Annotated in this window: 15 protein-coding genes and 4 pseudogenes; 7 read left to right on the plus strand and 12 right to left on the minus strand. The window is 36.9% G+C overall.

Translation table 11 applies throughout. The annotated features are described in order from the left end of the window. The 3 genes and pseudogenes from ATS71_RS18865 to ATS71_RS06210 all read left to right on the plus strand — a co-directional run. Positions 1–295 (plus strand): annotated as a pseudogene (locus ATS71_RS18865) (peptide-methionine (S)-S-oxide reductase); the annotation flags it as partial. A gap of 176 nt (positions 296–471) precedes the next feature. Beyond that, positions 472–1,386, plus strand: a complete 915-nt coding sequence (locus tag ATS71_RS06205) for a 2OG-Fe(II) oxygenase family protein (protein ID WP_058404028.1) — start codon at positions 472–474, stop codon at positions 1,384–1,386. A gap of 154 nt (positions 1,387–1,540) precedes the next feature. Then, a complete protein-coding gene (locus tag ATS71_RS06210; RefSeq protein WP_058404029.1) occupies positions 1,541–2,284 on the plus strand; it encodes a substrate-binding periplasmic protein in 744 nt (247 codons plus the stop codon). Positions 2,285–2,352: 68 nt separating this feature from the next. Here ATS71_RS06210 and ATS71_RS06215 read toward each other — a convergent pair. After that, positions 2,353–2,711 (minus strand): annotated as a pseudogene (locus ATS71_RS06215) (TonB-dependent siderophore receptor); the annotation flags it as partial. Positions 2,712–2,857: 146 nt separating this feature from the next. On the opposite strand from ATS71_RS06215, the gene ATS71_RS06220 reads away from it, so the two are divergent. The 4 genes from ATS71_RS06220 to bktB all read left to right on the plus strand — a co-directional run bounded on the left by ATS71_RS06220 (position 2,858) and on the right by bktB (position 6,570). Further along, positions 2,858–3,439, plus strand: coding sequence for a GGDEF domain-containing protein (locus ATS71_RS06220; RefSeq protein WP_235591423.1), 582 nt, complete (start codon positions 2,858–2,860; stop codon positions 3,437–3,439). Between the two features lie 47 nt (positions 3,440–3,486). After that, positions 3,487–4,188 carry a metal-dependent hydrolase gene (locus tag ATS71_RS06225; RefSeq protein WP_058404031.1) on the plus strand — a complete coding sequence of 234 codons (702 nt, stop codon included), beginning with the start codon at positions 3,487–3,489 and terminating at the stop codon, positions 4,186–4,188. A gap of 200 nt (positions 4,189–4,388) precedes the next feature. Further along, positions 4,389–4,991: a hypothetical protein gene (locus tag ATS71_RS06230; RefSeq protein ID WP_058404032.1), complete on the plus strand. Its 603-nt coding sequence runs from the start codon at positions 4,389–4,391 to the stop codon at positions 4,989–4,991. Positions 4,992–5,379: 388 nt separating this feature from the next. Further along, complete coding sequence (bktB, locus tag ATS71_RS06235; RefSeq protein ID WP_058404033.1) at positions 5,380–6,570, plus strand: beta-ketothiolase BktB; 1,191 nt, start codon at positions 5,380–5,382, stop codon at positions 6,568–6,570. Between the two features lie 172 nt (positions 6,571–6,742). Here bktB and ATS71_RS06240 read toward each other — a convergent pair whose 3' ends face one another. From ATS71_RS06240 to ATS71_RS19350, 11 genes and pseudogenes are all read right to left on the minus strand, one after another. Continuing rightward, on the minus strand, positions 6,743–7,051 hold the full coding sequence (locus ATS71_RS06240) for a DUF6419 family natural product biosynthesis protein (RefSeq protein ID WP_058404043.1): 309 nt from the start codon (positions 7,049–7,051) through the stop codon (positions 6,743–6,745). A gap of 115 nt (positions 7,052–7,166) precedes the next feature. Beyond that, positions 7,167–7,529, minus strand: coding sequence for a hypothetical protein (locus ATS71_RS06245; RefSeq protein WP_058404034.1), 363 nt, complete (start codon positions 7,527–7,529; stop codon positions 7,167–7,169). A 35-nt stretch (positions 7,530–7,564) separates the two neighbouring features. Beyond that, positions 7,565–8,119, minus strand: a complete 555-nt coding sequence (locus ATS71_RS06250; RefSeq protein ID WP_058404035.1) for a GNAT family N-acetyltransferase — start codon at positions 8,117–8,119, stop codon at positions 7,565–7,567. Between the two features lie 21 nt (positions 8,120–8,140). Continuing rightward, on the minus strand, positions 8,141–8,494 hold the full coding sequence (locus ATS71_RS06255; protein WP_235591424.1) for a hypothetical protein: 354 nt from the start codon (positions 8,492–8,494) through the stop codon (positions 8,141–8,143). Positions 8,495–8,658: 164 nt separating this feature from the next. Next, complete coding sequence (locus tag ATS71_RS06260) at positions 8,659–8,970, minus strand: hypothetical protein (protein ID WP_058404036.1); 312 nt, start codon at positions 8,968–8,970, stop codon at positions 8,659–8,661. A 266-nt stretch (positions 8,971–9,236) separates the two neighbouring features. Next, complete coding sequence (locus ATS71_RS06265) at positions 9,237–9,635, minus strand: hypothetical protein (protein ID WP_058404037.1); 399 nt, start codon at positions 9,633–9,635, stop codon at positions 9,237–9,239. A gap of 45 nt (positions 9,636–9,680) precedes the next feature. Then, positions 9,681–10,118, minus strand: a complete 438-nt coding sequence (locus ATS71_RS06270) for a hypothetical protein (protein ID WP_058404038.1) — start codon at positions 10,116–10,118, stop codon at positions 9,681–9,683. 143 nt (positions 10,119–10,261) lie between these two features. Beyond that, positions 10,262–10,438, minus strand: coding sequence for a hypothetical protein (locus tag ATS71_RS18670; protein ID WP_201020859.1), 177 nt, complete (start codon positions 10,436–10,438; stop codon positions 10,262–10,264). Between the two features lie 107 nt (positions 10,439–10,545). Then, positions 10,546–10,823 (minus strand): annotated as a pseudogene (locus ATS71_RS19410) (transposase); the annotation flags it as partial. A gap of 22 nt (positions 10,824–10,845) precedes the next feature. After that, a partial coding sequence (locus ATS71_RS06275; protein ID WP_152995667.1) for an SMI1/KNR4 family protein occupies positions 10,846–11,292 on the minus strand: 447 nt, incomplete at its 5' end. 756 nt (positions 11,293–12,048) lie between these two features. Beyond that, positions 12,049–12,171: pseudogene (locus ATS71_RS19350) on the minus strand (transposase); the annotation flags it as partial. Positions 12,172–12,546 lie beyond the last annotated feature (375 nt).

Raw genomic sequence — 12,546 nt, forward strand, 5'->3', positions numbered from 1 at the left:
TCCGAAAGGCCAATTTTGCGACAAAGGCCCCAGTTATCGCAGTGCTATATTTGTTGCTAATGAAGAAGAACGTAAATTAGCAGAGCAATCCAAACAACGTGTTATTAAAGAGTTTCCTAATCAAACCGTTGTTACGCCAATATTAAATACAACGGTGTTCTACCCTATCAAAGGAAAAGAAAGTTACCATCAAGATTACTACAAAAATAACCCTATCCGTTATAACACTTATCGCTGGCGATGCGGACGAGACAGTCGCCTAGAAGATATTTGGGGCGACAGAGTTACGCATTAAAATAAAAGGCTGCATTTAATGCAGCTTTTTAACGCTTAAAAAGGCATTAAACGATTCTATTATTAATTTTTTATTAATACTGTTTATTTTATTGTCCAGTTTATTAATAATTAACTCCATAATAAACTTAACTCCTAGATTGTTAAACCTGTATTAAATAACTGGAGTTACATCGTATGAAAACCAAACAATTACAATTAGCCCGTGCTCTAGATTTACCAACACGCCAAGAAATGTTAAACCGTGATCACTCGGTACAGCAGTTTTGGGCAAGCAACGACGACCTAATTTCAGACGCTTGGAAAGAATGGGAAGCAAGCGAAGTTGACGCTTCTACCTTTACGCTAGACGATTCGTTACTCGATAAAAATTTACGCGAAGCCGTACAACAAGCATGGGAAAATCCATCTAAAGAGCATTTAGTAAAAGCGCTTTTAGAGGAAGTGGCACCTGATGTGTTTCAGTTTCAATTTTTTGATCCTGAGCGCCTAACCGTTTTACGTGGCTACCTTGAACAAGTATGGAACTCTAATATTCCTATGCGCCCACCTTACGGTATTGTATTAAACCGCCGCGGCGTTATGCTCGATAAACGATCAGAGGGCTATTTAGCAGCGCCAAGTTTTCAAGCATTTTATAACGAAATGCTAAACACTTATATGCGCCCTATTTCGCGTTTATTATTTCCTGAAATTACAGGTTACGACACGCAAACATTTGGTTTTTCTATTTACTATGACCCAAGTACAGATGCGTCTATTCGCCCACATACTGATGCATCAGCGGTAACGTTAAATATTAATTTAAATTTACCGGGTGAGGAGTTTACCGGTTCTGAGCTTGATTTTTACGACCAAGTTACAGGTAAAGTAACTCAACTTAGTTTTACGCCAGGTTTCGCGATGATCCACAGAGGAAGTGTGGCACATGCTGCTAAACCCATAACCAGTGGCGATAGAACCAACTTTGTACTGTGGTTGTTTGGCGACAGCGGGCGTTTACCAGCTCAAGGCGCACAACGCCCAGTAATAGAGGCTACAAAGCGCTGGACTACGCCAGTAACAACACCCGATGGCTACGCACCATTTTAAATACCCCGGTATAAAACTGATATCAATCAGCCCATCAAAGCTAATTAAAGCTAATTAAAGCTAATTAATAATTAGTTTAATGGGCTTTTTACTTGTTGCTTTACACGTTAATAACTATCTTTTAAACATTAATAGTTAATTTATTACAGTAGAAATGACGTTAAACAGCATTTTAATAGCCGCATTGTTATTATCACCCATCGTTAATGCATCAATCACTGAGCAAACGCTCGTAGTAGGTTTTGGTGAAAAACTTCCCCCTTTCGTATTCCCTGATTCAAATAGTGGTCTAACAGTAGATATTATTACAGCGGCTTTAACACCTTTAGGCTACACAATTGAGTCTCGATATTATCCTTACACTCGGCGTGTAAAAGAGTATAAAAAAGGAAATATCGATGTAGTAGCAGATATTAATTTAAATACTGCAAACGGAAACAGCCTAAAAGGTTATTTATCATATGCGTCTTATACATACGAAAATCTAGCTTTTGCTTTAAGTAAAAACAACTTTAAATTGAGTGAAATAGCCGATTTGAAAAATTATAGTCTATTGTCATGGCCAAGTGCTGCCATTCACTTAGGAGATGAGTATGCAAATATGGCTAAAGCTAATCCATTGTATAACGAAATACACGACCAATCGCTTCAAGTTAAATTTTTGTACTTAGACAAGGTAGATGTTATACAAATGGATAAACAAAGCTTTGACTACTTTCGCGCAAATATAAAAGATATTGATACAACACAAAAAATTGATAGGTTCCCTTTATTCGGAAAAAGCCCTAATGGATATTTATTTAAGTCTAAAAAAGTACGCAATGACTTTAATTTACAACTGCAAAAACTCAAAGAATCCGGCGAGTACAAGCAAATTTTTGATGGATACTTAAAATAATTAATTTAAAAACAAATAGGCTGCCTATATAATCAGCCTATTTGTTTATATCGTTTTCATGGATACGTTTAAAACTTATAGGATGCAGAAAACTTAACGTTTCTTGGTGTACCAGGTTGTACCCATGCATCGGCAAACGAGTTTATGTAATACGTTTCATAAACAGGTTATTTACCTCAGCCGTAATACCAATGGCGTCTGTTACATCGTAATTTACAAAAGCACGGGCTGTTGTGCAGCTTGGTAGTTCAAAGTCGGTACCAAAAAAGCCGTTACGCTTGCCCACATGTAATAAACCACCACCAAACTTAATGGCTTTACCGTAAAGCGCTGTTGATTGCACTAACTGTAAGCTAAGCTGTTGCACTGGCACATTTAATAGTGATGTTCCCGCTTCTACTGTGTAACCAAAATTCGCTGTGATAAAAACCCACCTCAAACAACATTAGATGTGAGTGTAAAGTCGGATACAAAACGGTTTGGTTTCACTGCTTATTTGTAAGGTTAACAGACCAAAGACAAACCAACCGAAGTCCCCAGCAAGAACAATTAGTAGAAGTAATTTTACATGACGTGACCGAACGCGCAGAGCGCGAGTTTCAAATCCAATTTGAAGCCGATCACGATCCACTCACTGATCTATTTAATCGCCGTGCAGGCGAAAAGCGCCTAAAAAAAGCACTACGTGAATGCGCTAAACATGGTCAACATCTTGTGCTTATGATGATTGATTTAGACAAATTTAAACCCATTAACGACACCTATGGTCACGAAGCCGGTGATAAAGTGTTGATAGAGATAGCAAACCGCTTTAAAAAACGATTCAATAACAATACTGACATATGTATCCGCCTAGGCGGTGACGAATTCATTGTTGCGCAGCAAATTAATAATTACGATAAAAGCTCAACACAGAACCAAGCCATAGCCCTGCTCGATGAGCTACAGCAGGACATTAGTATTTCTCAAACTAAAAAATGCGCAGTCGGTGCAAGCATAGGTATTGCAGTAGCCCCTAACGATGGCAATGAACTACTTGAATTGATGTTCAACGCTGACAAAATGCTCTACCACGTAAAAGAAACAGGCCGCGGAAATGTTGCATTTTATGACGAGTTAAAAAATAAGATGCTCTTAAGTATTTTGAACAATTAAGTTTTCAATTGCTAAAATGCCAGCCTATTTTCCTATCAAGATATACAATGGCAAACTTCAATACTCATCTTAATACTGCTGTTATCATCACCGGCTTAAGCTCAGCCACTTTATTATCTGCAGGCCACATTGATTTAAATAGCGCACTTTGGTTATGGTTTTTAGGCTCAATTGGCGGCCTATTACCAGACATAGATTCAGATAACTCCACATCACTCGATACTATTTTTAACTTATTTGCCCTAAGTGCTGTATTAATAGTAATGCATTACATAACCACCGAGCTAATCATCCCAATTAGTTTTGTAGAGTTAGTTGTAGTGCCGTTGTTAGTGTATGGATTTATTAAATATATTATCAGGCCCATTTTTGAGTGGATCACAGTACACAGAGGTAGCTGCCACTCTTTATTATTTATACTGTTATGCGCCTTGTTAACAACACAAGTAACCTGGCAGCTGAATGACCAAACAACCATATATTCAGCCACCTTTGCCTGGTTAACAGGTGGGTTTATTTTACTCGGCGGGTTAATACATTTATTACTTGATGAAATTTACAGCGTCGATTTAAGTAATGTAGAAATTAAACGCTCTTTCGGAACCGCTTTAAAAATAGCTAATTTCGATAATAAATTAATTACGTTGGCGTCTGTTATTGCCATTGCAGGTTTAATCTATGTAGCCCCACCTACAATGCAAACTATCACTTTGTTAAGTGATTGGTCTCGTTTTAAGCTTATATCTTAGTCAATTTAATGTTGGGCTCCTTTACTGCCTTGGTAACTCAAACTGGCTACAACATTGCTAAAATGCTTGCCACTCTTTGGTACAAAATATTTTTATAATTTTAAACGAAATAATTAAATAGTTTCACCTGTCTTATACCTGCAAGTTCGAAAGTTTTGCAATCATTTAAAGCGTCAAATATAAATTATAAGAGGTCCTTAATGGAATTTACGAATAAACGCACCACCCTAATTGCAGCATCTTTATTGTTGGCGTTAGCGATAACACAGGCTATTTTTACAGCGCTTTACAGTGGCGGAATTAGCTTTTCAAGACAGTATGCATGGGGTTTAGAAGCGGTGCTTTTCACTGTACTTGTTGCCTTTGCAAGTGCTGCTATGGTGCAAGCAAAAAACGCTCAATTAGGCTGGTCGGCAATCACATTTAGCGCTGTTCTTAACATAATACAAGTAAGTATTGGCCTAACTTTATTTTCAACATTTGGAAAAGTAGCAGGTGCAGTAGAAGGCGCACAACCTTTAATTGGTGGTGTAGTGTCTTTATCATTCATGATTTATTACGCAGCTAAATTATTATTAGGCTTAGCAGCACTTGTATTTGGCCTTTCTTTTATTGCCAAAGGCGGCAAAGCCATTGGTAGCCTTACAGCCCTTGCTGGCGGTGTTGCAATGCTTGCCAATGCTATATTAATCATATTTGGCCGTGATGGATTTCTGCCATCAGGCGTTGCCGGTGCTTCGGGCATGATTGCAACATTACTTTTAGCAATTTGTTTATTTAGTCTTAACCGTAAAGCAGATTAAGGCTCAATATCACACGAGTGATAATCTGTTTATAAAGGATCTATCAACATCGGCGAATATACTCTATCCGCCGATTTTTTTACGTTTAAAGCATTCGCCGTACATATTCCAACTAACAAGTTCAAACGCTATTTACGTAATCATAAAATATAGAACCGACCCCATTTTTATTTAATTTGTTTGTAAAATAAGAGCTTCAATCTATTAAATATTAAGAGCGAGTAAACAAAGCAGTCCTTCCATAAGCTTCAAATGGGTAACAATACTTATTCATTATGACTTAGCCTTTTATACCCACCTTGTTAATATGTTAGAGTATTTTAAAAAGACTAAGTTTAATGATTTAGCTTACCCTACTACACTAATAAATTAATAATAAAGAGAAAAAATGACAAAATCTAACACCGGTGTTGTTGTATTAAGTGCTGTAAGAACAGCAATTGGTAGTTTTGGCGGAACCCTAAAAAACTTTTCCCCTGCAGAGCTTGGTACCCTTTGCGCTAAAGAAGCAATCAAAAGAGCAAATATTCCTTTAAACCAAATAGGTTCAACCGTTATTGGTAAGGTAATACATAATGGCCCAGAAGATGCCTACCTATCACGGGTTATAGGCATAGATGCCGGGCTGCCTATAAACAGCCATGCAGTTACACTAAATCGCTTATGTGGTTCAGGCCTTGAAGCCATAATACAAGCAGCGCAACAAATTCAATTAGGTGATGTAGATGCAGCCCTTGCTGGTGGAACAGAAAGTATGAGCACATCAGCTTATACACTTCAAAGTAACCGCTGGGGGCAAAAAATGGGCAACAGCGTAATGCTTGACGAGCTCACAACAACATTACAAGATCCGTGGGATAACAACCCTATGGGGATAACCGCAGAGAACGTTGCAGAAAAATATGCAATTAGCCGCAAACAACAAGATGATTACGCAGCGCAAAGTCACCTTAAAGCAACCAGAGCGATTGAACAAGGTCACTTTAAGTCGCAAATAATGCCAATAGAAATTACATCACGTAAGGGCACGCACCTTTTTGATACCGACGAACATGTTCGTGCCGATACTACAGCCGAAAAACTTGCAACTTTAAAGCCCTATTTTAAAAAAGATGGCACTGTTACCGCAGCAAGCTCATCGGGTATAAACGATGGCGCAGCCATACTTGTACTTATGTCTGAACAAAAAGCTCAAGAACAAGGGCTTCAACCTATTGGACGACTCATTGGCTATGCTCGTGCTGGTGTTGAACCCTCATTAATGGGAACCGGACCTATTCCTGCTGTACAGCAAGTATTTGAAAAAACCGGCTTAACAATCAACGATATGGATATAATTGAATCTAATGAGGCTTTTGCAGCCCAAGCCTTATGCGTAGCAAATGAGTTAAACTTTCCTGCACACAAGGTGAACCCGAATGGCGGCGCCATTGCCTTAGGCCACCCGGTTGGCGCAACAGGCGCTATATTAACTACAAAATGCCTTCACGAGCTGCAGCGTATAAATGGTCAGTATGGTTTAGTCACAATGTGTATTGGCGGCGGGCAAGGTATTGCAGCTATATTTGAAGCGCTTTAATTCTAAGTTTGTAATGCTATTTGATACCACATTAGGTTTAAACATACAGGCTTTATTCACAAGGAGCACTAACAGACGCTTTGCTTTTAGAGAAAAAACAGGGAGCAAAGCGCTGCTACACCTTATTGCTTAACAACAAAAAGCTTGCCTCAAACGTTGGCAAAACTCTCGTCTACAAAACGTGTTTTGAAGTTAACTTTCTTATGCCTACTAAAACACCACCAAATGAGATTGAAAATAATATCGGTATAAACAGTAATGTTTGGGTGTTTTCTATATTTATAGCTGGGCTGCCAATAACTGCCAGCGTATTAATTAACAGCAGTATCAAACTTGATTGCAAATAGCCCTTGTAACCTATAGCTCCTGAAAATAACAGCATAATAAATGAACCTGATATTGCAGGCGTAAAAGGTGCGGCGGCGAGTAACATACAAACAAACGAAAATATAACAGCACATCCTATTATTATTTTAAACATAATAACCTCCATGGTGAATGGCTTTTAATACAAGTAGTTTTAACTTTTAAATTGATAATTTTTAGACCTGCTAAGTGACCTAGGGCTGTTATTTCCTAAAATATAGATAAGTCACCTAGATAAAAAGCCTATAATTTAACAACATAACAGTGACTAAAGACCCTAAAAACAGCAAAACTAGCGTTCTTTCAGGTATTGCGTGAATCACAATAGATGGCATTTTTTTTAATACCGATAAAGGCGGCAAAAACAGCATAGAGTAACGCTCAAAATGCTTAAATTTATTAATTAACTTGAATATAAAAAGTTTCATCCCTGACGTGTAAACCAACACAAAGGTAGAAGCCCCTAAAAACTCAACCAACGCCATCATTTCAAGCCCTAACATAATTTCTGGGCCTGCAATAAAAAACACAATGACTAAAGTTAACGACTGCCAAACTCCTTTGGCAATAATGTTTTTTAACTTAACAAGCATGTATTTCCTTATTATTTCTTTTTTATATCAAACTGTTATTGATATTTAAACTCAGTTTTTAACAACCCAAAGCATTTAAGATCGTGAAATTGGTTTTTCCAATAACCGCTATGGCGCCTTATACCCTCTTCTTTAAAACCTACTTTTAATAATACAGCTTCAGACGCGGCATTACCCAAAACAGTATCGGCTTGTATTCTGTGTATGTTACACGCCAATTTACCTGCAAAAGCAGCTTTTACAATACAATTTACAGCGTCTGTTACATACCCTTTACCCCAATAATCCGGGTGCAGGTCATAGCCAATAACAGCACTTTGCATTTTGGCGTTCCATGAATTAAATCCACACGTACCAATTAGTTTATTAGATTTTTTTAACCGAATAGCCCAGCGTATTCCTTTATTTTCATTAAAACGAGAATTAAATAACGTTATTAAATTGCTAGCTTGGGTTAAGTCAGTCATTGCTTCTAAATCATAATATTTAATAACCGACTGGTTTGAAAAAAGCTCAAACAGAGCCATAGAATCTGCTGGTGTTAATTGGTCAAGCAAAATGTGTGAGGTGTTTAATATTGGAAAATCCATTTCATTCCTATTCAGTATCCATTATTTTACGTTTGCTAATACAAACCTTAACTTAAATTCGTAATATGCCAAAATGCTTACAAACCCGGCCTCGAGTACTATAAACATAATGCCAATTAAACTGGCTGTTTGTACATAATATAAAACTATAGCAATGCATATAAAGGCCCATACAACGTTACCTATTGCTAATACAGTGATTGTGTAAACAGGCTTAGCAACTAAAAAAGCAAGGTTTAAAGCGTAAATTCCATAAATAACATTGGCACTTGCAAGTAAAACAACAATATTTACAGGTAGATTATATAAAACCGAAACCCACTCTAATAAAGCAAATAACAATACACCCACGCTAAAACCAGCCGCGCCATCCACGTGTAATATGTTTATAGCTGAGTCCTCTCCTTGCTAATTAATAGCAAGTAATAAAGCAAACTTATTAGCTAAAAACATACTATTGTATCTAACAGTAAACTTCATATAATCACCTTGGCCTTAATTTTTAAGATGGGTTTTAAGTAGTTTTGAATATCCCGTTTTTATAAAAGCAGCCTCAAGGCAAATCCAAATGCGCATAGCAATCCACCTGAAAACATAAGCCATTGCTGTACTTTGGCATTTCCTATAGTTGGTTGATCTGTTGATTTAAATATATCTGCAAAAGGTGAGAAAAATATTTTCGGCATTAACGCTCCACTTAGTAGCATTAAAAAAGCCCCAATACTCATTATTAGATCTTCGGCTTTAAATTCGATAATCAAAAAGTCGTAAATACCACTAATTAATAACAAAAAAGCAAAGCTAATACATAGCGTAAACGCTACTTTTTCTCTTGTAGATAAATTATTCATACAAAATCCTTCTTACATAAAACTTTAATCAATAAATTAAACGAGTTACGGTAATAAAACCAACTGTAATTTGTAACTACTTATTAATTAACCTTAATATTTGACCTAAAGCGATTGCCTTATTTACTCTCTTTTATCTAACTTAGGCTAAAACATTAATTGCAAACATAATGACGTGTTTAGCTTACCTATATTGTTTAATAACAGGTGTGGCTAAACAAAAACAAAAACAAAAACAAAAACAAATATAAAAACATGTACTCGCCCTAATAAAGTTTGCTTTGTAAATCATTAGCACAAATGTATTTTTCACTTAATTTAGCAAGCCCAATCATTTTCTCGTTAAAAACACGTGAATAAGCAATAGCATGTTCTTCCAGCTCAATGTATGCAGAACAATTACTGGTGTCTGAACCAACCCACAAAACGTCCCATTTAGTTTTTAATATAATACAAGCAGACATGTGGATATGTTCAAACCCCGGACGTGCAGGAGCTAAACCATTAGCGACGGCAATAAAAGAAAAGCCTTTAGCCTTAAAACTTTGTTTTGCATCAGCGCCGGCACGTTTAATAACAAAGTCATTGCGTAGATGTTCAAAAGAGCAATCACTAGCTAAAACAAGAGGAGAAAAAAGAGAAATAAAAGGTATAGCTACCTTCATGAAACCCTTAATAATTATGACCCCAAATGGGGCCGCCCTTTCTTGTTATATGGTTTTATCAGCCAAACCTTGGTTGATTTTATATTGCATATAAATAACATGGAAAATTGACGTCATAAAAGGATTTAACCAAAGATTGTCACCTTTATGGGTGCCTGCTAGTAAATTAATACGCTTTCGAACCATGACAATCCATGTTATGTCGAAAGCACTCGATATGACATGAATTCCAATTGAGCTTTTTAAGATACTTAGGTCATGATAGTTAACTAAGCTATAAATTAAGTTACCTGAAGAAGTAACAAACAAAACAATAGCAGTTGTAATAAATAGTTTGGGTATTTTAAGTTGAGCATGTTGATTTAATTGGCTTGTAAAACGATAAAGCTTATAGATTAAATAGGTACCTAAAGTCAGTACACATAAAGCGAGAGTTTTAAGTATAGAATCAGTCTCAAATACACCTGAAAATGCGTGTTTCATTTATTTCCCTATATTAAGCATTAACTCTGTAAAGAAGTTTAATTGCACACGTAAATACACTAAAAATCCCTGACTAAAATTTCAAAACGTAAACAGAGTAATCTTCGCTAATTTACTTGTCCGAAGCGTAATAATTCCTGTGACTATTTATTTGTATTTTTGGCAGAAGCCCAAAATGCTACTGACATTGCAATACCTATTGTTATGCCAAAAACAGCACTATTTAATGCAACACCTAGACTTGCTCCCAAAGCAACCCCTATTGAAATACCAAAAAGAACAGGATTTTTAATTTTACCTGATTTATTCCATTTACCCATAGTTATCCCTTATCTGCTAAAACGAACCTGTGGAGTAACGCGTTTAAAATTTATTTTTATTAATGAAACAACCATAGTCGAGTTCCTATTTTCGTTCAATCAGTTATCGCATTTGATTTTAATTTACATCCATCAATGGCAAATAGGTTACGGCCTATCAAGCCTTCCTCATCACATATCATCAGCACTTGCGTGAACAGCAGTTCAATATGCTCATGAATTTTGGCCACGAATGCCGCTATTGATGTTTAATGCGGCTGAATATCCCCTGACACACTCATAAAAAAATGTTCGTCTCACACGCTTTAACAATTCGACGACTGATCAAATAATGTGCATAACCGAGTGAAATTATCTTTAGCATCACCGATGGCGGATACGCTGCATTATCTTTGTTAGTTAGCTTGTTATACACCAACCAACGACAAATATTCACCAAGCAATTGATCAAATGTTAGCTCCAAAGATTCTAATTCATTGAAGTCAGTGTCGTATAAAAAGACTTCGCCTTTATCGGATGATAATTCAAAACAAAATGCATTACCCGAACAGTCTGCTGCAAAAGCATAAACAGTTCTTGGCATGCCACCCGACCAATACATCTCATTAAACTTGACAAAGTTAGACACTTGAACAAACTCATTTAGGTCTGATAAGTCAGAGTCAGTTTCAACTGTAACATCCAATAGGGTTGGATTGTGAGTAGCTCCAAAACTGGCAATGAAATTTTTATAACTACCTGGTAATTCAGCTTTGAGAGTTGATTCAACAGACTCAAGTTCACTAATAGAAGCGGTGGCTGTACTTTGTGCAAATTTTTCAACAAAGCTTTTATATAAGTTCATAGTTTCCATNGGTGTATAACTTTCCAATAACGGGCGCAGGCATGTGGGGCATAATGGCGAAGCCGCCCGGCGTGTATGCGTCCCAGCGAACGAAGTGTGTGAGTTTATTGGGTTGTTAGGTGTGTTTACAAATCTTCCAATATTTTTCTTACTTCTTCGTAATTAGGTGGGAAGCGACAGCCTCCAGTAGTGTACAGGTTAAGTTCGTCAGACTTAATGTAAAAAGTGAATGATAACCCATCACAGATTAGGGCAATGTCGCTTTCTGGATATTCGGATTTCCAGTCATCGACTCCCAATTCAATAAATCGGTTGATTAGGTTTGCTTGATGATGTGTATTTAAAGCCTTTGTCTTTAATACAGGGGTGTTAGGGATCCACTCGCTTTCGCTACCAAGTTTGAAATGGTCATCGATGTATACATACTGCCCTGTATTTATATAAATCTCATGCCGATACTGGCTTAAAAAGTGTGATTCTCGAAATACTAGGCTTATCTCATCTGAGACTGATGGCCAAGATATTAATAACAATAAGAGGAATCTAAAATTCACTATATAGCACCTAACGAGCCTGTAGATTAACTCGTTTTAAATTTATTTTTATTGATGAATCAACCATAGCCGAGTTCCTATTTTGGTTCAATCAGTTATCGCTATTTCACGTAAAATAGAAAAAGAGAATGTACGGTTGTTTTAATGGCTATTTTAGAGGGAGTTACAGGTGCTTGATTGGCACATTTTGGCTTAAAAGGGCTCCCCTTTTTTAATGCAGCCTGTTTTGCAGCTTTTCTATGTTATGAACAAGGCAATACAGCTGCCATTGCGCATTCACTTTCGTTTGCCCCCGTAAGGTCAGTTTATTTATGCCTTTGTTCACTGTAATATTCCGCCTTTTATTTAAAGGAAAGCAGGCTCTATACAACCTCGTCATTTGCCATTCCTTCAATAAAAAGCTGTCGTCGCCCCATCGGGCTGTCTATAAAACCTGGCTGCGATGAGATCGCAATAAGAGATTACTGCGTAACGCACCCTAGATGTGTTTGCCGTAAGCTACTTGCTTAACAGCCGTATCGACAGACGAAGTAAACGAATTTGTTTATTGGTTTAGAATTGACCGTCAATTTATAAAAACGGTCAAAAAGAACACTAATGCCTATTGACAGAGTTAAGGCTCATATGTGTTATTTGTATTATTTACAACAATACCAGCCATTTTTGCTACTACCATGATACGTATCTGCAAATAATTTAAAACCCGTGT

The sequence above is a fragment of the Pseudoalteromonas sp. H71 genome, assembly GCF_001468485.1.
Lineage (GTDB): Bacteria > Pseudomonadota > Gammaproteobacteria > Enterobacterales > Alteromonadaceae > Pseudoalteromonas.

Bases quoted from the DNA above. Each gene is read 5' to 3' on its own strand.
- ATS71_RS06205 (WP_058404028.1), top strand. From the start codon at position 472: ATGAAAACCAAACAATTACAATTAGCCCGTGCTCTAGATTTACCAACA.
- ATS71_RS06210 (WP_058404029.1), top strand. From the start codon at position 1,541: ATGACGTTAAACAGCATTTTAATAGCCGCATTGTTATTATCACCCATC.
- ATS71_RS06225 (WP_058404031.1), top strand. From the start codon at position 3,487: ATGGCAAACTTCAATACTCATCTTAATACTGCTGTTATCATCACCGGC.
- ATS71_RS06230 (WP_058404032.1), top strand. From the start codon at position 4,389: ATGGAATTTACGAATAAACGCACCACCCTAATTGCAGCATCTTTATTG.
- bktB (WP_058404033.1), top strand. From the start codon at position 5,380: ATGACAAAATCTAACACCGGTGTTGTTGTATTAAGTGCTGTAAGAACA.
- ATS71_RS06240 (WP_058404043.1), bottom strand. From the start codon at position 7,051: ATGTTTAAAATAATAATAGGATGTGCTGTTATATTTTCGTTTGTTTGT.
- ATS71_RS06245 (WP_058404034.1), bottom strand. From the start codon at position 7,529: ATGCTTGTTAAGTTAAAAAACATTATTGCCAAAGGAGTTTGGCAGTCG.
- ATS71_RS06250 (WP_058404035.1), bottom strand. From the start codon at position 8,119: ATGGATTTTCCAATATTAAACACCTCACACATTTTGCTTGACCAATTA.
- ATS71_RS06260 (WP_058404036.1), bottom strand. From the start codon at position 8,970: ATGAATAATTTATCTACAAGAGAAAAAGTAGCGTTTACGCTATGTATT.
- ATS71_RS06265 (WP_058404037.1), bottom strand. From the start codon at position 9,635: ATGAAGGTAGCTATACCTTTTATTTCTCTTTTTTCTCCTCTTGTTTTA.
- ATS71_RS06270 (WP_058404038.1), bottom strand. From the start codon at position 10,118: ATGAAACACGCATTTTCAGGTGTATTTGAGACTGATTCTATACTTAAA.
- ATS71_RS18670 (WP_201020859.1), bottom strand. From the start codon at position 10,438: ATGGGTAAATGGAATAAATCAGGTAAAATTAAAAATCCTGTTCTTTTT.